This is a genomic window from Burkholderia territorii, from assembly GCF_001718335.1.
Taxonomy (GTDB): domain Bacteria; phylum Pseudomonadota; class Gammaproteobacteria; order Burkholderiales; family Burkholderiaceae; genus Burkholderia; species Burkholderia territorii.
Genome location: NZ_CP013367.1, coordinates 615,981 through 636,097 on the forward strand (window position 1 = coordinate 615,981; position 20,117 = coordinate 636,097).

The 20,117-nt window shown below is 69.7% G+C and carries 16 protein-coding genes; 4 read left to right on the forward strand and 12 right to left on the reverse strand.

Going from position 1 to position 20,117, the window contains the following annotated elements; translation table 11 throughout:
* Positions 1–33: 33 nt before the first annotated feature.
* Positions 34–909, reverse strand: a complete 876-nt coding sequence (locus tag WS51_RS28805; RefSeq protein ID WP_069230242.1) for an aldo/keto reductase family oxidoreductase — start codon at positions 907–909, stop codon at positions 34–36.
* 100 nt (positions 910–1,009) lie between these two features.
* Between WS51_RS28805 and WS51_RS28810 the strand changes: the two genes are divergently transcribed.
* A complete protein-coding gene (locus tag WS51_RS28810) occupies positions 1,010–1,912 on the forward strand; it encodes a LysR family transcriptional regulator (RefSeq protein WP_059799424.1) in 903 nt (300 codons plus the stop codon).
* Positions 1,913–2,013: 101 nt separating this feature from the next.
* Here the strand turns inward: WS51_RS28810 and WS51_RS28815 are convergent, their stop codons facing one another.
* From WS51_RS28815 to WS51_RS28835, 5 genes are all read right to left on the reverse strand, one after another.
* A complete protein-coding gene (locus WS51_RS28815; RefSeq protein WP_069230243.1) occupies positions 2,014–3,258 on the reverse strand; it encodes an arsenic transporter in 1,245 nt (414 codons plus the stop codon).
* Between the two features lie 42 nt (positions 3,259–3,300).
* On the reverse strand, positions 3,301–4,596 hold the full coding sequence (locus tag WS51_RS28820; RefSeq protein WP_069230385.1) for an MFS transporter: 1,296 nt from the start codon (positions 4,594–4,596) through the stop codon (positions 3,301–3,303).
* Between the two features lie 13 nt (positions 4,597–4,609).
* Positions 4,610–5,155, reverse strand: a complete 546-nt coding sequence (locus WS51_RS28825; protein WP_069230244.1) for a hypothetical protein — start codon at positions 5,153–5,155, stop codon at positions 4,610–4,612.
* A 271-nt stretch (positions 5,156–5,426) separates the two neighbouring features.
* The gene (locus WS51_RS28830; RefSeq protein WP_069230245.1) at positions 5,427–6,806 is read right to left on the reverse strand and encodes a sigma-54-dependent transcriptional regulator; all 1,380 of its coding nucleotides are present in this window, start codon (positions 6,804–6,806) and stop codon (positions 5,427–5,429) included.
* On the reverse strand, positions 6,791–8,287 hold the full coding sequence (locus WS51_RS28835; RefSeq protein WP_059541655.1) for a sensor histidine kinase: 1,497 nt from the start codon (positions 8,285–8,287) through the stop codon (positions 6,791–6,793). The genes WS51_RS28830 and WS51_RS28835 overlap by 16 nt, the downstream gene beginning before the upstream one ends.
* Positions 8,288–8,597: 310 nt before the next feature.
* Here WS51_RS28835 and WS51_RS28840 point away from each other — a divergent pair, with 310 nt between their 5' ends.
* Positions 8,598–9,554 (forward strand): mannuronate-specific alginate lyase, encoded by a 957-nt coding sequence (locus tag WS51_RS28840; RefSeq protein WP_069230246.1) that lies wholly within the window; start codon positions 8,598–8,600, stop codon positions 9,552–9,554.
* 44 nt (positions 9,555–9,598) lie between these two features.
* Here WS51_RS28840 and WS51_RS28845 read toward each other — a convergent pair whose 3' ends face one another.
* The 5 genes from WS51_RS28845 to xylA form a co-directional block, all read right to left on the reverse strand.
* Entirely contained in the window at positions 9,599–10,798 is a 1,200-nt protein-coding gene (locus WS51_RS28845) for a sugar ABC transporter permease (protein WP_069230247.1), read from the reverse strand.
* Positions 10,795–12,354 (reverse strand): D-xylose ABC transporter ATP-binding protein, encoded by a 1,560-nt coding sequence (xylG, locus tag WS51_RS28850; RefSeq protein ID WP_059799419.1) that lies wholly within the window; start codon positions 12,352–12,354, stop codon positions 10,795–10,797. Before xylG ends, WS51_RS28845 begins: the two co-directional genes overlap by 4 nt.
* A gap of 73 nt (positions 12,355–12,427) precedes the next feature.
* Complete coding sequence (gene xylF / locus WS51_RS28855; protein WP_059502380.1) at positions 12,428–13,456, reverse strand: D-xylose ABC transporter substrate-binding protein; 1,029 nt, start codon at positions 13,454–13,456, stop codon at positions 12,428–12,430.
* Between the two features lie 108 nt (positions 13,457–13,564).
* Entirely contained in the window at positions 13,565–15,043 is a 1,479-nt protein-coding gene (gene xylB / locus WS51_RS28860; protein ID WP_069230248.1) for a xylulokinase, read from the reverse strand.
* Positions 15,044–15,047: 4 nt separating this feature from the next.
* Positions 15,048–16,370 (reverse strand): xylose isomerase, encoded by a 1,323-nt coding sequence (gene xylA, locus WS51_RS28865; RefSeq protein WP_069230249.1) that lies wholly within the window; start codon positions 16,368–16,370, stop codon positions 15,048–15,050.
* 265 nt (positions 16,371–16,635) lie between these two features.
* On the opposite strand from xylA, the gene WS51_RS28870 reads away from it, so the two are divergent.
* Positions 16,636–17,829, forward strand: a complete 1,194-nt coding sequence (locus WS51_RS28870) for a XylR family transcriptional regulator (protein ID WP_069230250.1) — start codon at positions 16,636–16,638, stop codon at positions 17,827–17,829.
* 25 nt (positions 17,830–17,854) lie between these two features.
* Positions 17,855–18,943 (forward strand): aldose epimerase family protein, encoded by a 1,089-nt coding sequence (locus tag WS51_RS28875; RefSeq protein ID WP_059945765.1) that lies wholly within the window; start codon positions 17,855–17,857, stop codon positions 18,941–18,943.
* Between the two features lie 126 nt (positions 18,944–19,069).
* Here the strand turns inward: WS51_RS28875 and WS51_RS28880 are convergent, their stop codons facing one another.
* Positions 19,070–20,074 (reverse strand): SDR family oxidoreductase, encoded by a 1,005-nt coding sequence (locus WS51_RS28880; protein WP_059541643.1) that lies wholly within the window; start codon positions 20,072–20,074, stop codon positions 19,070–19,072.
* Positions 20,075–20,117: the final 43 nt, after the last annotated feature.

The window sequence follows — 20,117 nt, forward strand, 5'->3', positions numbered from 1 at the left end:
CGCGCCGCCGTGTGGCCGCCCGCCCTGCTGCACTCACCCACGCGCACCCGCGATGCCGTCGAGTTCGCGCAGCGCGTCGTCCGGCAACGTCAGCGCACCGGCTGCGAGATTCTCGCGCAGATGCGCAACCGACGACGTCCCCGGAATCAGCAGGATGTTCGGCGCGCGGCGCAGCAGCCATGCGAGCGCGGTCTGCATCGGCGTCGCACCGAGCCGCGCGGCGACCGCATCGAGCGTCGACGACTGCAACGGATTGAACCCGCCGAGCGGAAAATACGGTACGTACGCGACGCCGTCGCGCGCCAGCGCGTCGATCAGAGCGTCATCGTCGCGGTACGCGAGGTTGTAATGATTCTGCACGCAGACGATGTCGCAGATCCGCCGGCCTTCGGCGATCTGGGCGGCCGTCACGTTGCTGAGCCCGATATGCCGCACGAGAGCCTGGCGCTGCAACTCGGCCAGTGCCGTCAACGGCGCCTCGATCGAGCCCTCGGCCGGTGCGTGCACGTCGAACATGACGCGCAGATTGACGACGTCGAGCACGTCGAGGCCCAGATTGCGCAGATTGTCGTGGACGGCGGCGGCCAGTGCGTCGGCGGAGAAAGCCGGCAGCCATGAACCGTCCGCGCCGCGCGTCGCGCCAATCTTGGTCACGAGCAGCAGATCATCGCGATACGGATGCAACGCCTCGCGGATCAACTGGTTCGTCACGTGCGGGCCGTAAAAGTCGCTGGTGTCGATGTGATCGACCCCCGATTCAACGGCTTCGCGCAGCACGGCGAGCGCCGCGTCGCGATCTTTCGGCGGGCCGAACACGCCGGGGCCGGCCAACTGCATCGCGCCATAGCCGAGGCGGTGAACGCGGCGGCCCGCGATGGGAAACGTGCCGGATTGAACGACGGCGGACATGATCGTGCTCCTGTATCGAGTGGATGAACCGGAGGTTACGCCGCGTCGGGCTGCGCGATAATCGTCCATAATCCGCACAACCTGTACGAAAAGGCGAACAATGCAAGTCGATCTCGGCGATCTGAACGCCTTCGTGGCGGTGGCACGCGCGAAGGGCTTCCGCGAAGGCGCGCGTACGATGGGCGCCAGCGCATCGGGCCTGAGCGAGGCGGTGCGGCGGCTGGAGGCGCAACTCGGCGTGCGGCTGCTGCACCGCACGACGCGCAGCGTTTCGCCGACCGAAGCGGGCGAGCGCCTGCTCGCCCGGCTCACGCCCGCGCTAAGCGAGGTGGAAGCGGCGCTCGACGTGGTGAACACGTTCCGCGAGAAGCCGGTCGGCACGCTCAAGCTCAACGTTCCGATGAGCGCCGCGCGGCTCGTGCTGCCGTCGATCGTTCCGCGCTTTCTCGACGCGTATCCGGAGATCCGGCTGGAGGTCGTGGCCGACGAGAGCTTCGTCGATATCCTCGCGGCCGGTTGCGACGCGGGCATTCGCTACGACGAGCGCCTCGAACAGGACATGATCGCCGTGCCGATCGGCCCGCGCTCGCAACGTTTCGCGACGGCCGCCGCGCCCGCGTATCTCGACCGTCGTGGCCGCCCGGCCCATCCGCGCGACCTGCTCGATCACGCATGCCTGCGCGGCCGCTTCGCGAGCGGCGCGATGCCGGCATGGGAATACGAACGCGACGGCGAAGTCGTGCGCGTGGAGCCGTCGGGGCCGCTGGTCGTGCAAATCGGCGGCGCGGTCGATCTCGTCGTGGATGCCGCGTGCGCGGGGCTCGGCATCGTGCATCTGTACGAAGACTGGCTGCGCCCGCATCTCGCGAGCGGCGCGCTCGAGCCCGTGCTCGACGGCTGGTGGCGGCCATTCTCGGGCCCGTATCTGTACTATCCGGGGCGACGCTTCGTGCCGGCGCCGCTGCGCGCGTTCGTCGATTTCATCAAGGCGGATGCGGGGTAGCGAGCGACCGGCGGCAGGTATCGAGGCCGGTCACATCGCAGCATCACTGCGCCGTGCCGAGCGCATGCAGCGGAACGTCTTGCCGCGCCGCCAGCCGCACGCTACGCAAGCCGTACGGCGAGCGCAGCCGCAAGCGAGGGCAGCATCACGCATGCACCGATCGCGAGAAACTTCGCGGCGCTGACCTGCTGCCCCTCCCGCCGGATCGCGGCGAGCCAAAGGATCGTCGCGAGCGATCCGGTGACGGACAGGTTCGGCCCGAGATCGACGCCGATCAGCAGCGCGTCGATCACCGGTTGCGGGCTGTGCGCGACACCGACGGTCGCGCTCGCGACGAGCCCGGCAGGCAGGTTGTTGACGAGATTCGACGCGAGCGCGACGGCGACACCCGACGCGGCCGCCGCGCGTGTCGTGCCGTGCGTCGTCAGCGCGCGCAACACGTCGGCCAGCGCGTGCACCGCGCCGGTACGGTCGAGCGCCTCGACCAGCACGAACAGGCCTGCCACGAGCGGCAGCACGCTCCACGAAACCTCACGCAGCATCGGCCCGCCCGCGTCGCGATCGCGCCACGCCACGCACGCCGCGGTGACGACGCCGGCCGCCGCGGTCGGCAATCCGAGCGGCCGATCGAGCAGCGACACGGCCATCAGCGCGACCGCCGTCGCCGCGATGCCGGCCAGCGCGATGCGGCCGCCCGCCGCGAGTGGCGGCACCGGCAAATCGGTCGCGCAGCGGCCTTGCAGCGCGCGCCGCTGCGTCGCGCGCAGGATCGCGTACGTGCATGCGATCGACGCGACGGACGGCAGCGCGAAGCGCGCGAGCCACGTGCCGAGCGCGGGCATGTGCGCGCCGTACAGCACGAGGTTCGCGGGATTCGAGATCGGCAGCACGAAGCTCGCCGCGTTGGCGACGAACGCGCAGATGTACAGCAGCGGCAGCGGGTCCGTCTTCGCGCGGCGCGCGGCCGCGAACACGGCCGGGGTCAGCACGACGGCGGTCGCGTCGTTCGACAGGAATACGGTCGTGACGGTCCCGACCAGATAGACGAGCGCGAACAGCCGCCGCGGCGAACCGTGCGCGAGATTCACGACGTGCGCGGCGATCCAGTCGAACAGTCCTTCGCGACGCGCGACCTCGGACAGCAGCATCATCCCGGTGAGGAACAGGTACACGTCGCCGCCCTTCGCGACGGCAGCGAGCGCCGCATGCATCGGCAACAAGCCGAGGCCGACCAGCAGCACCGCACCGGCCACGGCCCAGATCGCCTCTGGCCAGCCGAGCGGACGCGCGATCACGCCGGCGGTGGCGAGCGCGGAAATCAGCCAGGCAAACGGCGCGCTATTCATGGCATGAACAGTCCGGATAACGGGAATGGATCGACGCGTGCTTCATCGCGATGCGGCCGGCAGACTGGACCGCGCGCTGCTGCTCGGCGGCTTGCCGCACGCGTCGCGCAACGAACGCGAGTAACCGAGCCACAATGCGACCGACCCCGTCGACACGGCGCCCAGCACCACGAACGCGGCCGGATAGCCGTAATGCTGCGCGAGCACACCGCCGAGCACCGGGCTCAACGCCGCGCCGATGCCTTGCGCGGTCGCGACCGCGCCCTGCCCCGCGTTCACGCGCCCGGAGCCGTCGAGCAGCCGCACGACGAGTGCCGGCACGACGACGCTTTGCAGACCCGCGCCGATGCCGTCGAGGACCTGCACCGGCCAGACGCCCGCTTCGCTCATCAGCGTGGCAGCAAGCACGCCGCGTACCGGCAGCACCAGATACGACAGCAGCAGCACGCGCCAGTATCCGTGATCGCGAATCAGCCGCGGCGCGCACCACGCGGCCGCGATCATCACGCATTGCGCGATCACGATGGTCTGCGCGGTAAACATGCTCGGGTCGCTGCGGTGCGCGGCAACGACGCCCATGCCGTACAGCGGCAGCATCGCCGCATTGCCGAGGTGAAACAGCGCGAGCGACACGCCGACGAGCAGCAGCGGCCGGTTCGCGGCGAGCGTGCGCCACGCGCCGGCGCGATGTCCCGCATCGTCGTGCAGTCGATCGTGATCCGAATCGTTTCCGCCGCGCGCGTTGCGGCCGGCGCCGTGCTGCTCGCCGAGACCGCGCGCGCTCGCATGGTCGATCGCGCAGGCGGGAATCGCCAACACGCTCCCGATCGCGAGCACCGCGAATACTGCGACGAGCGCGAACAACGCATCGAATCCCGCATGCCAGCCGAGCCAGCCCGCGAGCGCCGCGCCAGCGACGTTGCCCGCGTGGTTCGCCATCTGGTTGCGGCCGAACTGACGATCGAAGCCCTGCGTGCGCACGATGCCGAGCGTCACGCCCGCGACAGCCGGCGCGAGTGCCGCGCCGCAGATGGCGGCGACGACCTGCGAGGCCGCCACAGCCGGATAGCCGTCGGCGAACCGCAACATCACCGTCGCGAACGCGGTCGTGGCCGTCGCGCCGACGATCAGCGCACGCTTCGCGCGCAGCGCATCGACGAGCGCGCCGGCGAGCGGCGTCGCGGCCATCGCCGCCAGGCCGGCGAGCGTCAACACGGAGCCGATTGCGTCCGCGCTCCAGCCGCGCGACAGCAGGATGACACCCGCGAACGGGCCGATCCCGGCTTGCACGTCGGCAAGGAAGAAATTGAGCGCTTCAAGCGCGCGTGCCGGTCTCATCGCCGTCGCGCGTTCAGTCGGCCTGCGCATCGACGAGTTCGGCGATGTCGGTGACGTCGATCGTCGTGCCGTGCGGCGTGACCATTGCGTCGCCCCACACCTGCACGTGGGTGCCGGGCCGCAGATAGTCGTCGAGTTCGGCAGCCGCGTGCGGCGGCATGCGTATGGCGCTGCCGTTGGTCAGCAGCGCGCCGTTGCATTCGCCTTTCGGCCCGTGCAGCGCGAATGCGACCTCGCCGCGTACGTCCATCGGTTCGCGGCCGGCGCGCGGCAGCGGACGCGGCTCGTGAGCCGGCCCGGTATCGACGATTTCCGTGCCGTCGCGGCCCGACAGTTGCACGGCCGCGATCATGTCCGCGCCGCGCGGCTTGATGCCGCGCACGCGGATGCGATCGCCGCACGCGACGTGCCGCGCGACTTCGCGACCGAGATGCGGCGGCACGTGAACCTGCAGGTCGCCGTTCAGGATCAGGCCGTCGACTTCGCCGTGCGGGTTGAGCAGGAATTGGGTGACGCGGCCGCGCGTTTCAGGCAGGCACGCCGGATCGATCCAGTGCATGGGGGCTTCTCCATCGGGATGTCGTCGCGTGTGTCGCGTATCGCGCGGATGGCGGCTGCACGCTGCCATGTCGCGCGCAGCGTGTCCGAGCCGCTGCGGCGGCGCGACGAACCGCGACGACGGGTTGCGGTACTCCCTATTTGCAAGCCCCATGCCAGCGCGCTATCGCCCGCGCGGCGGTGTATTGCGCCGGCCCGCCGCCGCGCGCGTGTCGGCAACTCCGACAGATGCCCGCGACCGGTGTCGGAAAATCCGACACCCGACGTCCCGCTCAGTCGTCGCGCGCGATCCCGAGGTTCGCCATGCGCGCATACAGCGACTGGCGGCCGATGCCGAGCTGCCGTGCGGCTTCCGCGCGATTGCCGTTCGCGCGCTCGAGCGCACGCAGGATCGCCGCGCGCTCGACCACGGCCAGCGCGTCGGGCAGCGGCAGGTCGAACAGGAACGCGGGCAGCGCGTCATCCGCGTGCGCGCTGGCCGCCGGTGCGGCGCCGAGCGCAAGGTCGGCCGCGGTGATCGCCGGCCCGGGCGCGAGCGCGGCCGCGCGCTCCATCACATTGCGCAGTTCGCGCACGTTGCCGGGCCAGCGGTGACCGAGCAGCGCGCGCTGCGCGTCGTTCGTCAGGTGCAGCGGCCGCGCGCCGGCCGCGCGTTCGAGAAAATGCGCGGCGAGCGGAAGGATGTCGGCCACGCGCTCGGCGAGCGGCGGCAGGTGCAGCGGAATGACGTTCAGCCGGTAGAACAGGTCTTCGCGAAACGTGCCGCTCGCGACGGCCTCGGCGAGATCGCGGTGCGTCGCGGCCACCACGCGAATGTCGATCGGCGTCGGGCGGTCCGCGCCGAGCGGCGTCACCTGGCGCTCCTGCAGCGCGCGCAGCAGCTTCGCCTGCATCGCGGCGGGCATGTCTCCGATCTCGTCGAGAAACAGCGTGCCGCCGTCGGCCTCGACGAGCCGCCCTGCGCGGTCCGCATGCGCGCCCGTGAACGCGCCGCGGCGATGTCCGAACAGTTCGCTTTCGAGCAGATCGGCCGGAATGGCCGCGCAGTTCACGGCCACGAACGGCCCGGCATGCCGCGCCGACGCCGCGTGCAGCACGCGTGCGGCGACTTCCTTGCCGGTGCCCGTTTCGCCGGTGACGAGCACGGTCGCATCGCTCGTTGCGGCACGCCCGAGCTGCTTCTGCACGTCGCGGATCGCGGCGCTGACGCCGAGCAGGCGCGGGCGGTCCGACGCGCGCTCGCCGGCAAACGCAGCGGTGTCGGCATCGCCGGCGCGCGGCGCATGCGCGGACACGATGCGTTCGAGCAATTGCGCGATGTCGCGACGCCCGACGGGCTTCGTCAGGTGATCGAACGCGCCGAGGCGCATCGCGTCGATCGTGTTGTCGCTGGTCGCATGCGCGGTCAGCATCACGACCGGGACTGCGGCGAGCGCGGCATCGTCGCGCCATTGCGCGAGCACCGCGAGGCCGTCGAGGTCCGGCAGCCGGAAGTCCAGGAACACGCAATCGATACGGCCGTCGTCGCGCAGTGTCGAGAGCGCCTCGCGCCCCGATGCGGCCTCGACGACGCGATGGCCGAGATCGCGCAGCGTTTCCGCGAGGCCGTCGCGAAAGGCGGCGTCGTCGTCGACGATCAGGATGGTTGCCATGGAATCTCGATCACGAAAGAAGCGCCGCGCGGCGTCGCATCGAGCCATGCGCGGCCGCCGTGCGCCGCCGCCACCTCGCGCACGACCGCGAGGCCGAGGCCCGTGCCGTCCGCGCGGCCGGTCACGAACGGTTCGAAAATCCGCTCGCGTTGCGCGTCGGGCACGCCAGGGCCCGTATCGGACACCGTGAAGCGGAGCATCGCGCGCGCATTGGCCGCCGAGCGCGCGGCCGTGACCGACACCGCGCCGCCATCGCCCGCGTGGCGCAGCGCATTGAGCAACAGGTTGTCGAGCGCGCGGCGCAACTGGTCGGGATCGAACGCCGGGTTGTCGAACGGTAGCGCAAATCGCTCGCCGTGCCCGTCGGGCGTGCATGCGAGCGCGATCGACTGGCGCTGCGCGAGCTCGCGGTGCGCGTCGACGACCGCCGGGAGCCATGCATCGAGATCGACGCGCGCGATGTGCGGGCTGACCGGTTGCGTGAGCGCGAGCAACCCCGACAGTTGCGCGTCGATCCGCGCGATCTGCGTGAGGATGATGCGCAATGCGTCCTGCTGGCGGCCGCTGTCGGCGGCGAGCGCATTCTCGGCCTTCAGCCGCATCGCGCCCATCGGGTTGCGGATTTCATGCGCAAGCTGCGCCGCGAGCTTGCCGAGCATGCCGAAGCGCTCGGCCTGCGCGAGCCGCGCGGCGAGTTCGCCGGCCTGCTGCTGCAGGCGTTCGGCGTGGCGGGCATGCGCGTTGAACGCGTCGATGATCCGGTCGAGGTCGGGCTCGCCGACGCGCGGTAGTTGCGGGTCGCTGCCCGCCGGCGACAGCGCCGCCTCGATGCGGGCGAGATTGCGCTTCCAGCGGCGCAATGCGAACGCGAGCGCCGCGGCGATCGCGAGAATCACGGCGAGCACCGCGGCGAGCCCCGTCGCAAGCAGCTCGCCATGCCGGCCGAGCGGCGGATGCGCGCGGGTCAGCATCCAGACGAACAGGTCCGGCCCGGCCGGCACCGGGCACGCAACCGCCACGACCGCATCCTGCGCGCCTTCGACGACGTTCGTCGCGGTCGCGCGCGTGGCGGCCGACGCGTTCAGCGTGCGCACGATCAGCGGAGTTTCGGCTTCCGGCACGTCGCGCTTGATGCCGCTGCCCTGATAGGTTGGAAACGCATAGGCGAGAAAGCGGCCGTCCGCGCCTGCGCCGTCGCGTGTCCAGAAACCGCCTTCGACGTCCGGCGCGCGGGCGAGCACGATATCGAGGACCGCGTGCATCGGCTCCGGATCGGGTTGCGCGGCGGACGGCCGGACCGAGCTTGCATAGCGGGACGCGACCGTCTCGCACGCGGACGCGCCCTGCGCGCGCGCGCCGGCGATCTGCTCGCTCTCGGCGGAGCCGGCAACGATCCACACGAGCGCGACCAGCGTCGCGCACAGCGCGGCAACGAGTGCCCACAGCATCACGAGTTGGGTGGAAAACGACGGGCGCTTCATGGCGTCGGGGGAAAAGTCGATCGCGACAGGATAGCGCAACGCATGCGCCGCACCCAGCCATGAACGCGATCGTGAAGCACCGTGCGTGCCGCCGGCCCGCTCCGCGGACCAACGCGCGAGCGCCGCGGCAGCCTGCTTGGCCGCGCAGCTTCCGCCAGTCGCATCTGCGCCGCCGGACGCGGCGGCGAGAAAGGCCGATGAAAGACCCGGACGCTAGACTGCATGCGGCACGATGCGCGCGACATGAACGCCGCGCGCCGCGCAGCCCGGTGAGGCTCGCGCCCCCGCCAACTTACAAGCCGAGGCCCGCATGCGCAATCCGAAGAAGCGACCGCAGTTCGCCGCGCTGGTCGCGGCCGCCGCACTGTGGTGGGCGGCGCCGCCGGTGCGCGCATGCGACGTCCCGGCCGCCGTGACGAGCATCGACCCGCCCGGCTACTACGACGATGCGGCGGGCTACGCACGTGCGGTCAAACCGATGCGCGACTTCATCGCGCGACTCAATGCGGCGTCCGATCGCGGCGACTGGTCGTGCGCGCTCGCATTGCTCGAAGGCTGGTCGCAAGCCGACGCGCTGATGGGGCCGATCTCCGGCTACCAGGGATATTTCGAGCGTTCGTGGGCCGGCACCGATTTCGCGATGGTGATCCTGCGCATGCCGCGCGACGTGCGCGACGCGAACCGGGCGCGGCTCGACGCGCTCGCCCCGTGGCTCGAACGCATCGCGATCGCCACCCGCAATTCGGAAGCAATCAACCGTCTGCACAACAATCTCGTGTACTGGGCCGGGCTCGACCTGATCGCGATCGGCACCGTGACCGACAACGCGAGCCTCGTCGATTCGGGGCTGCTGCGGGTGCGCGAAGGCATTCGCGACATCGGCCCCGACGGCTCGCTCGCGCGCGAAGTGAAACGCGGCAACCGCGCGCTGCACTACCACACGTTCGCGCTGCTGCCGCTCGTGTTCGCGGCCGAACTCGTACAGCGGCGGCATATCGATCTCTATCGGGAAAACGACGGCGCGATCGGCCGCCTCGCGAATCTCGTGATCGACGCCACCGTCGATCCCGCGAGCTTCGCAAAGATCACGCCGATCCCGCAGGCGCTGTTTCCGTGGACGCTGCGCGACGAGCTGAGCTGGGTAGAACCGTATTACGCCCGCTTCGGCGACAACCGCCTGCCGGCGATCATCGCGTCGCGCCGGCCGTTCAGCGAATGGCGGCTCGGCGGCAACGTGACCGCGGCGTGGGGCGTGCCGCTGCACTGAACGGCGGCGGCCGCGCATCTGCCCTCGCTTCATCCCGCTTCACGTCACCGCCGGTTCGATCGCGATACCACGTCGATCCACACGGCCAGCACCAGCACCGCGCCCTTGACGATCATCTGCCAGTACGCGTCGACGTCGAGCATCGACATCCCGTTGTCGAGGCTCGCCATCACGAGTGCGCCGATCAGCGCGCCGTAGACGGTACCCGATCCGCCGCGCATCGACGTGCCGCCGATGAAGCAGGCGGCGATCGCGTCGAGTTCGCCCATCGTACCGGCCGACGGCGAACCGGCCGCGAGCCGCGCGGTGTTGACGATCCCCGCGAACGCGCACATCAGGCCCATCAGTGCGAAGATCGCGAGCTTCACGCGATCGGTGTCGACGCCCGACAGGCGCGTCGCCTCCAAGTTCGAGCCCACCGCGTAGATGCGCCGGCCGAACACGGTCTGCGTCGCGATCCACGAAAACGCGCCGAGCAGCGCGAGCAGCAGCAGCACGGGCACGGGAATGCCGCCGTAGCGGTCGAGCGTCGCGACGAACGCGAACAGCACCACGCCGGCGCCGACGACCTTCGCGACGTCCTGCCACAGCGGTGCGACCGCGAGGCGGTAACGATGGCGCGTACCGCGCTGCCGCACGACCAGCAGCGCGACGAGCGCGAACAGCAGCACCGCGAGCCCGTCGCCGGCCGCGCGCGGCAGATAGCCCTGCCCGATGAACACGAAACCGTCGGACACGGGCGCGATCGTCGAGCCGCCCGTCACGCCGAGCAGGATGCCGCGAAACGCCAGCATCCCGCCCAGCCCGACGATGAACGACGGCACGCGCCGGTAGGTCGACCACCAGCCGTTGAACAGCCCGACCAGCACGCCCAGCGCGAGCACGGCCGGCACCGTCGCGGCAACGGGCCAGTGGCGGTTGACGTCGAGGATCGCCGCGACGCCGCCGAGCAACCCGAGCAGCGATCCGACGGACAGGTCGATCTCGCCCGCGATGATCACGAACACCATCCCGCACGCGAGCATCCCGGTGATCGACATCTGCCGCAGCAGGTTCGACACGTTGCGCGGCGTGACGAACGCGCCGTCGGTCAGCACGGAGAAGAACGCCCAGATCGCCGCGACCGCGAACAGCAGCGCGAGCACCTTGTAGCGCACGAAGATCTGGCGCAGCGGATGGCGGCGCGCGCGACGCGCGTCGGCGTCCGGCGGCACGGCGGAAGAGGAAGAAAGTTCGGTATTCATGTCGCACTCGCTGCAATGGGTTCGGCCGGCCGCCGCGCGGGCGTCAGCGCGGCGCCGAGTATCTGTTCCTGCGTCAGGCCGTCGTTGACGAAATCGCCGCGCAGCTCGCCTTCGCCGATCACGAGCACGCGATCGGCCAGCCCGAGCACTTCCGGCAATTCCGACGACACGACGATGAGCGCGACGCCGCGCTTCGCGAGCGCGAAGATCAGCCGATAGATCTCGGCCTTGGCGCCCACGTCGACACCGCGCGTCGGCTCGTCGAGGATCAGCACCTGCGGGTCGGCCAGCAGCATCCTGGCGAGCACCGCCTTCTGCTGGTTGCCGCCCGACAGGCTCGCGATCGGCAGAAACGGGTGCGCCGCACGCACCGACAGCCGCTGCATCTCGGTGCGGATCGCGTCGAGCTCGGCGGCCGCGTCGATCCGCCCGCGCGCGGCGAAACGGCGCAGCACCGACAGCGTGATGTTGTGGCCGACACCGAGCTGCGGCACGATCCCGTGACGCTTGCGGTCCTCGGGCACCATCGCGATGCCCGCGCGGATCGCATCGGCAGGCGCGCGGATCGCGAGGGGCCGGCCGTTCATGCGCACGGTCGCGGTGCTCGCGCCCGGATACGCACCGAAAATCGCCTGCATCAGCTCGGTGCGCCCCGCGCCGACGAGCCCGGCGACGCCGAGGATCTCGCCGCGCCGCACGCTGAACGACACGTCGTCGACACGCTTGCGGCGCGGGTTCGCCACGTCGTGACAGGTGACGTTGCGCACGTCCAGCACGACGTCGCCGATCTCGTGCGGCTCGCGCGGATACAGGTTGCGGATCTCGCGGCCGACCATCATCGCGATGATCCGGTCGGTGGTCATCCCGCGCATCGGCTCGGTCGCGACGTGCCGGCCGTCGCGGATCACGGTCACGGTGTCGCACACCGCATCGACTTCGTCGAGCTTGTGCGAGATGTACACGCACGCGACGCCGCGCCGCTTCAGGTCGCGCACGATGTCGAGCAGGATGCGCGTCTCGGCCGCGCTCAGCGACGACGACGGTTCGTCGAGAATCAGCAGCTTCGCGCGCTTGTTCAGCGCCTTCGCGATCTCGATCAGTTGCTGGTGGCCGCCGCCGTAGTTCATCACCGGCTGCGCAACGTTGATCGAGTCGATGCGCAGCTCGCGCAGCAGTGCCTCGGAACGCCGCACCATCTCCGCGTAGTGCATGCGCCCGCCGGGCAGCGTGATCTCGTTGCCGAGGAAGATGTTCTCGGCGACCGACAGCTCGGGCACGAGCATCAGTTCCTGGTGAATGATGACGATGCCCGCGCGCTCGGTGTCGCGCACGCCGGACGCGACGAGCGGCGCACCTTCCCAACGGATTTCGCCGTCCCACGTGCCGTGCGGGTAGACACCCGACAGCACCTTCATCAGCGTCGACTTGCCGGCGCCGTTCTCGCCGCACAGCCCGACGCATTCGCCGGGGCGCACGGTCAGGTCGATGCCGTCGAGCGCCTTCACGCCGTCGAATGCCTTGACGATGCCGCGCATCGTCAGCAAGGGTTCGGTCATACGTTCATTGCCTCGCAGTGAGTACGCGGCCGGCCGCACCTGGCCGGCCGCGCACATGCTGCCCCTCGTGCCGTTACTGGCTCGCGAGCTGCGCCTGGGTATAGAAGCCGTCCTTCACGACGACGTCGACGTTGCGCTTGGTCAGCAGCGTCGGCTGCAACAGCACCGTGTCGACCTTCTTCTTCCCGTTGTCGTACTGCGCGTTGAACGCAGGCTTCGTGCCCTTCGCGAGATCGACCGCCAGCTTCGCGGCTTCGCTCGCGATCAGCTTCAGCGGCTTGTAGACGGTCATGGTCTGCGTGCCCGCGATCACGCGCTTGACCGCCGCGAGGTCCGCATCCTGCCCCGACACCGGCACCTTGCCGGCCAGGTGCTGCGCGGCGAGCGCCTGGATCGCGCCGCCCGCCGTGCCGTCGTTCGATGCGACGATCGCATCGATCTTGTTGTTGTTCGCGGTGAGCGCGTCCTCGACGATGCGCAGCGCGGTCGATGCACTCCATTCGGGCACCCACTGCTGGCCGACGACCTTGATGTCGCCGCGATCGATCGCCGGCTTCAACACCTTCAACTGGCCCTCGCGTAGCATCTTCGCGTTGTTGTCGGTCGGCGCGCCGCCGAGCAGGAAATAGTTGCCCTTCGGCTTCGCGTCGAACACGCCCTGCGCCTGCAGTTCGCCGACCTTCTCGTTGTCGAACGAGATGTACGCGTCGACGTCCGCATCGAGGATCAGACGGTCGTACGACACGACCTTGATGCCGGCCTTCCTCGCTTCGGCGACGACGTTGCCGAGCGTCTTCGAATTGAACGGCACGATCACGATCACGTCGACGCCGCGCGAGATCAGGTTTTCGATCTGCGAAATCTGCCGCGCCTCGCTCGCATCGGCCGACTGCACCGACACCTTCGCGCCGAGCCTGGTTGCGGCTGCAACGAAATAGTCGCGATCGCGCGACCAGCGCTCGACGCGCAGGTCGTCGATGCAGAAGCCGATCTCGGGCTTGTCCTTGCTCGCATGCGCGAGCGGTGCGCCAAGCACGAAGAGCGCCAGCGCCGCGGCGCCGGCAAGGGAACTCAATACGGTACGACGCGTTACGGATTTCATGTCTCCACTCCTTGTTATGGAACTACCTCACGAACGCCGGGCGGCCGCGGGAATGCGCCGCCCGCATCGAATCACTGCACGGCACGGCATCGTGCCGGCGAAACGCCGTCACGCGCCCGCTGCAAATACCGGCTCGAGCGCGCGGTAAAGCGCGCGGAACGTCGGCCGCCGCGCGTCGCGATACCACGCGTGCCGTGCCGGATCGGGCTCGCGCACCGCGACGACCGGCGGTTGCGGGCACACGTCGTCGAGCGATGCGTCCGGTTCGAGCGCGAGATGCGCGAGCCGCGCGGCACCGAGCGCCGGGCCGACCTCGCCGCCCGCGCGCAGCGTCAGCGCGCGTCCGCTCAGGTCGGCGAGCATCTGCGTCCAGTAAGCGCTGCGCGAGCCGCCGCCGATCACCGTGATGCCGTCGGGCACCAGTCCGGCCGCATGCAGCGCTTCGATGCCATCGAGCAGCGCGAAGCCGACGCCTTCGAGCGTCGCGTTCGCGAGATCCGCGCGCTGCGTGTCGGGCGTGAGCCCGTAGAACACGCCCTTCGCATTCACGTCGTTGTACGGCGTACGCTCGCCGCTCAGGTAAGGCAGGAACCACGGACGCTCGGCACGCGCGTTCGTCTCGGCATCGGCGAGCAGCGTCGCCACACCGTCATAACCGGCCAGTTGCGCGGTGAAGTCGATGCAGCCGGCCGCGTTCAGCATCACCGACATCAGGTGCCACGTGTCGGGCAGCGCATGACAGAAACTGTGCACCGCCGATTCCGGGTTTGCGCGAAACCCGTCCGACACCGCGAAATACACGCCCGACGTGCCGAGCGACAGCAGCGCGTCGCCGGGCCGCACGATGCCGACGCCGACCGCGCCGGCCGCGTTGTCGCCACCGCCGGCGACGACCGGAATCTCGCGCAGGCCGAGCGCGCGCGCGACGGCAGGCAGCAGCGTGCCGGTCACGCGGTTGCCCTCGAACACTGCCGGCATCTGCGCGCGCGCGAGACCGCATGCGGCGAGCAGCGTGTCGTCGTAGTCGCGCTTCGCGACGTCGAGCCACAATGTGCCGGCCGCGTCCGACGGATCGGTCGCGAATGCGCCGGTCAGCCGGTAGCGCAGGTAATCCTTCGGCAGCAGCACGTGCGCGATGCGCGCGAACACGTCGGGTTCGTGGCGACGCACCCAGAGAAGCTTCGGCGCGGTGAAGCCCGGCATCGCGACGTTGCCCGTCACCGCGCGCAGCGCGGGGGCGAGCCGCTCGAGTTCCGCGCATTCCGCATCCGCACGGCCATCGTTCCACAGGATCGCGGGGCGCAGCACGTCGCCGTGCGCATCGAGCAGCGTCGCGCCGTGCATTTGCCCGGTCAGGCCCAGCGCGTCGATGTCACGCGGATCGATGCCGCTCGCGCGTGCCGCATCGACGAGCGCGGCCAGCGCGCCGCACGCGGCGTCCCACCAGTCGCGCGGCGCCTGTTCGGACCAGCGCGGCCGCGGCCGGCTCACCGTCAGTGTGCGGCTCGCGCTCGCCCGCACCGCACCGTCGCGGTCGAGCAGCACCGCCTTCACGCCCGACGTGCCGAGATCGAGTCCGATGTACATGGCGTCAGCGCAGCCCGTAGATCGCCTGGTTCACGATGTTCTCGAGCCGCTCCTGCGCGCCGCTCACATGCCGCGGGTCCACGCCGCGCGCGAGCGCGTCGTCCGCGAGCGACTGCAGCGTATAGCCGCCCGACAGGATCTTGCGGCCGAACGCGTCGTCCCACTGCGCGTAGCGCTGCCGGCGCAGCGCGTCGAGCCGGTCGTTCTCGACCAGTACGGCCGCGCGTTCGAGCGCGAGCGCGAGCACGTCGATCGCACCGACGTGGCCGTGGAAGAGATCTTCCGGATCGACGCTCTGGCGCCGCACCTTCGCGTCGAAGTTCATCCCGCCGGTCGTGAAGCCGCCGTGCCGCAGGATCTCGTAGAACGCGAGCGTCAGTTCCTCGACGCTGTTCGGGAACTGATCGGTATCCCAACCGTTCTGCGGATCGCCCCGGTTCGCGTCGACGCTGCCGAACACGCCGAGTGCGAACGCGTTGGCAATCTCGTGATGGAACGAGTGGCCGGCGAGCGTCGCGTGGTTCGCCTCGATGTTCACGCGAATCTCGTTCTGCAGTCCGTATTGCACGAGAAAACCGTGCACGGTCGCGACGTCGTAGTCGTACTGGTGCTTGGTCGGCTCCTGCGGTTTCGGCTCGATCAGCAGCGCGCCCTTGAAGCCGATTCGATGCTTGTGCTCGACGACCATCGACAGGAAGCGCGCGAATTGCTCGCGCTCGCGCTTCAGGTCGGTATTGAGCAGCGTCTCGTAGCCTTCGCGGCCGCCCCACAGCACGTAGTTCTCGCCGCCGAGCCGATGCGTCGCATCGAGCGCGTGGCACACCTGGGTCGCGGCCCACGCGAATACGTCGGGGTTCGGGTTCGTCGCGGCGCCCGCCGCGAAGCGCGGGTGCGAGAACAGGTTCGCCGTGCCCCACAGCAGCCGCACGCCGCTTGCCTGCTGGCGCTCGCCGAGATAGTCGACCATCCGCGCGAAATTGGCCGCGTACTCGCGCAGGCTGTCGCCTTCCGGCGCGACGTCGGTGTCGTGGAACGTATAGAAAGGCGTGCCCAGCTTCGTGAAGAACTCGAATGCCGCATCGGCCTTCATGCGTGCACGTTCGAGCGCGTCGCCAGGCTGCTGCCACGGCCGCTGGAACGCGCCCTGCCCGAAGATGTCGTGCCCCGGCCAGACGAACGTGTGCCAGTAGCAGACCGCAATCCGCAGATGCTCGGCGAGCGTCTTGCCGAGCACGCGCTTCTCGGCGTCGTAATAGTGGTAAGCCAGCGGGTTGTCCGACTGCGGACCTTCGTAGCGAATCGCGGGAATGTGTTCGAAATACGACATGGCGTCTCCGTGCTGGTCTTGTTGCAGCGCAACGCGCGTCGCGACGGCGACGCACGCGGCCGAATCCGGTTGGCTGGATCGTGCCCGCGCGCCTGCCGGCCGGCAATTGCGAAATTGCGCAGCACGCTTAACGTTTCTTGCCAGCCGCTGCGCGCAGCCCGCGTTCCGTCCTACAATCGCCGGACACCAGAGAACCGCGCGACATCGCCCGCGCGCCCCGGAGACAACGGCGAGCCGCCCTTGCGGCACCCGCCTCGAGACCGACATGACCCGTGCCCCTTCCGCCCAGACGCCGCACCGCATCGCGCTGCTGTTCAACGCGAACAAGGTCTACGACCGCGAGATCATCAGCGGCATCGGCCAGTACCTGCACACGACGCGCGTCGTGTGGGACCTGTTCCTCGAAGACGACTTCCGCTGCCGGCTCGCCGGCATCGAACGCTTCGACGGCGACGGCATCATCGCGGACTTCGACGATCCGGCCGTCGCCGACGCGCTCGCCGGTTCGCCGCTGCCGATCGTCGCGGTCGGCTCGTCGTACGAGGATCCGGCGCAGTACCCGGACGGCGTCCCATATATTGCGACGGACAACCCGAAGCTCGTGTCGCTCGCCTATACGCACCTGATCGGCGCGGGGCTCGCGCATTTCGCGATGTACAGCCTGCCGGCCGCGCAGGAGAACCGCTGGGCGCAGCAGCGCGAGCTCGCGTTCGACCGGCTCGCACGCGCGGACGGGCTCGACGCGCCGATCTACCGCGGCGTGTCGACGAGCGCGTCGGGGTGGAACCATGCGATCGAGCAGTTGATCGACTGGCTGCATGCGCTGCCGAAGCCCGTCGGCGTGATCGCGGTCACGGATGCGCGCGCGCGGCATCTGCTGCAGGCATGCCTGCTGGCCGGCATCGCGGTGCCGGAACAGGTCGCGATCATCGGCATCGACAACGATCCGCTCACGCGCACGCTGACGCGCATTCCGCTGTCGTCGGTGATCCAGGGCACCGAGGAAATGGGCCGCACCGCCGCGCACCTGCTGCACCGGATGCTGCGCGGCGCACGGTTTCCCGGGCAACGAGTCCTCGTGCCGCCGGTCGGCATCAACGTGCTCGAATCGACGCGCCACCAGCCGCTCGCGAGCCCGCACGTGATGCGCGCGCGGCATTTCATCCGGCAGTACGCGTGCCAGGGGATCAAGACCGAACAGGTCGCCGACTATGTCGGCGTGTCGCGCTCGCTGCTCGAAGAACACTTCCGGCGCGAGCTGCAACGCACCGTGCACCAGGAGATCCTGCGTCACAAGATCGAGGCGGCGCAGGCGCTGCTCGCGAGCCGCAATGCATCGAGCGCGGAAGTCGCGATCCGCTGCGGCTTCACGTCGCTGCAATACATGTACGCGGTGTTCCGCCGCGAACTCGGCTGCACGCCGCGCGAATACCAGGAACGCGCGGCATCGGCCCACTGAATTCACCGCCCACGAGCGACCACTCATGCATATCGACACCGACTCCCCCCGCCCGGCATCCGACGTCGGCCGCATTCCGTCCGAACCGTGGGGCACGCTGCCCGGCGGCGATCCGGTGCGGCGCTACACGCTGCGCAACGCGCACGGGATGCGCGTCGTCGTCAGCGATCTCGGCGCGACCGTCGTGTCGTGGCTCGCCCCCGACCGCACCGGGCGCTTCGCCGATATCGTGCTGGCCCACGACACACCGGCCGAGTACCTCGAGTCGGGCGCGTACCTCGGCGCAACGGTCGGCCGCTGGGCGAATCGGATCGCGGGCGCGCGCTTCACGCTCGACGGCATCGACTACACGCTCGACCGCAACGAGAACGGCAATCTGCTGCACGGCGGCGCGAGCGGCTTTCATCGCGCGCGCTGGGACGTGATCGACGATCTGGGCGGGCTGACGCTGCGGCTCGACTCGCCGGAGGGCGATGCGGGATTTCCCGGCAACGTGAGCGTGCAGGTGCGCTACGCGCTCGACGATGACGGCACGCTGACGATCGATTATTCGGCCCGCACCGATGCACCGACGCCGCTGAACCTCACGAATCACAGCTACTTCAATCTCAGCGGGCGCGCGGGCAGCGACGTGCGCGGCCACCTGCTGCAGATCGACGCCGACGCTTTCGTCGAAGTCGACGACGCGTTGATCCCGACCGGCACGGCCGACGTGACGGGCACGGCGTTCGATTTCCGGCAAAGCGCGCCGATCGGCGCCCGCCTCGGCTGGCCGCATGCGCAGCTCGCGCGCGGGCGCGGCTTCGACCACTGCTACGTGCTGCGGGACCCCGCGCGCGGCGTGCGGCCCGTCGCATCGATCTACGATCCGGAAAGCGGGCGGGAGCTCGCGGTAGCGACGGATCAGCGCGGGCTGCAGCTCTATACGGGCAACTATCTGGACGATGTGCGCGTGGGCGGCGGCGTCCGGTGCCAGCGACATGCGGCGCTGTGCGTCGAAGCCGGTTTTTATCCGAACCAGGTCAACATGGACACGTTGCGCGACGAAACCATCCTTCATCCCGGTGACACTTATCGCCAGACGACGCGGTATCGGGTCGGCATTCGCGCGTAGCGGGAGCAGGTATGCACCGCGTCGGCACGGCGGCTGCGGATGCCACTCGCAGCGCACGCGATCCCATATACCGGATCGATCAAGCCGCCTCCGCCCGATGCGCGAACCGACACACCGGCCAGCGCGCTACGGCTGCCCGCCGCCGCCGGACGCGCCGTAGATCTGTCCGGTCACGTAACTGGCCCGCGACGACGCCAGTTCGACGTAGATCCAAGCGAGTTCGGCCGGCTGTCCGGGCCGCCCCATCGGCACCTGCTGGCCGAATGTCTCGACGTTCTTCTCGGTCTGGCCGCCGCTCACCTGCAACGGCGTCCAGAACGGCCCGGGTGCGACACCGTTCACACGGATCCCGCGCTGGATCATCTGCTTCGCGAGGCCCTTGGTGAAGTTCGCGATCGCGGCCTTCGTCATCGCGTAGTCGAGCAGGTTCACGGACGGCTCGTACGCGTTCACCGACGTCGTGTTGACGATCGCCGAGCCGGGCGGCATGTGCGGAATCGCCGCGCGCGTGATCCAGAACAGCGCGTACAGGTTGGTGCGCAACGTCCAGTCGAAATCTTCGGTACTGATGTCGAGAATCGAATCGTGGCTGTGCTGCCGCGCCGCGTTGTTCACGAGGATGTCCAATCCGCCCAGACCGGTGAGCGCTTGCTCGACGAGCCCGTTACACGCGCCTTCGGTGCGGATGTCGACGGGTAGCGGCACGGCCTTGCGGCCCGCGCTGCGAATGTATTGCACGACTTCGCGCGCGTCGGGCTCCTCGTCCGGCAGGTAGGCGATCGCGACGTCCGCGCCCTCTCGTGCGAATGCGATCGCCGCCGCGCGGCCGATACCGGAATCGCCGCCGGTGACGAGCGCCTTGCGGCCGTCGAGGCGGCCGCTGCCGCGGTAGCTGCGCTCGCCGTGATCGGGGCGCGGCGTCATGCGGCCGGCGAGACCCGGCCACGGCTGGTGCTGTTCGGGAAACGGCGCGTGCGGATACAGCGTGCGCGGATCGTGCGGTGCGGTGTCGCCGGCATCGGACGCGCCGCCTGCCTGGGCGACCGCCGGAATCGCGACGCCGGCGACGAGGCTCGCCGTCGTACCCTGCATCCATTTGCGGCGTGATTCGGATACTTCATCTGATGACATGAATGGCTCCGGTGCGTGCGTGAACCGGGGCGGGCCCGGTTCT

Coding starts and splice junctions, on each gene's coding strand:
- WS51_RS28805 (WP_069230242.1), bottom strand. CDS start 909: ATGTCCGCCGTCGTTCAATCCGGCACGTTTCCCATCGCGGGCCGCCGC.
- WS51_RS28810 (WP_059799424.1), top strand. CDS start 1,010: ATGCAAGTCGATCTCGGCGATCTGAACGCCTTCGTGGCGGTGGCACGC.
- WS51_RS28815 (WP_069230243.1), bottom strand. CDS start 3,258: ATGAATAGCGCGCCGTTTGCCTGGCTGATTTCCGCGCTCGCCACCGCC.
- WS51_RS28820 (WP_069230385.1), bottom strand. CDS start 4,596: ATGAGACCGGCACGCGCGCTTGAAGCGCTCAATTTCTTCCTTGCCGAC.
- WS51_RS28825 (WP_069230244.1), bottom strand. CDS start 5,155: ATGCACTGGATCGATCCGGCGTGCCTGCCTGAAACGCGCGGCCGCGTC.
- WS51_RS28830 (WP_069230245.1), bottom strand. CDS start 6,806: ATGGCAACCATCCTGATCGTCGACGACGACGCCGCCTTTCGCGACGGC.
- WS51_RS28835 (WP_059541655.1), bottom strand. CDS start 8,287: ATGAAGCGCCCGTCGTTTTCCACCCAACTCGTGATGCTGTGGGCACTC.
- WS51_RS28840 (WP_069230246.1), top strand. CDS start 8,598: ATGCGCAATCCGAAGAAGCGACCGCAGTTCGCCGCGCTGGTCGCGGCC.
- WS51_RS28845 (WP_069230247.1), bottom strand. CDS start 10,798: ATGAATACCGAACTTTCTTCCTCTTCCGCCGTGCCGCCGGACGCCGAC.
- xylG (WP_059799419.1), bottom strand. CDS start 12,354: ATGACCGAACCCTTGCTGACGATGCGCGGCATCGTCAAGGCATTCGAC.
- xylF (WP_059502380.1), bottom strand. CDS start 13,456: ATGAAATCCGTAACGCGTCGTACCGTATTGAGTTCCCTTGCCGGCGCC.
- xylB (WP_069230248.1), bottom strand. CDS start 15,043: ATGTACATCGGACTCGATCTCGGCACGTCGGGCGTGAAGGCGGTGCTG.
- xylA (WP_069230249.1), bottom strand. CDS start 16,370: ATGTCGTATTTCGAACACATTCCCGCGATTCGCTACGAAGGTCCGCAG.
- WS51_RS28870 (WP_069230250.1), top strand. CDS start 16,636: ATGACCCGTGCCCCTTCCGCCCAGACGCCGCACCGCATCGCGCTGCTG.
- WS51_RS28875 (WP_059945765.1), top strand. CDS start 17,855: ATGCATATCGACACCGACTCCCCCCGCCCGGCATCCGACGTCGGCCGC.
- WS51_RS28880 (WP_059541643.1), bottom strand. CDS start 20,074: ATGTCATCAGATGAAGTATCCGAATCACGCCGCAAATGGATGCAGGGT.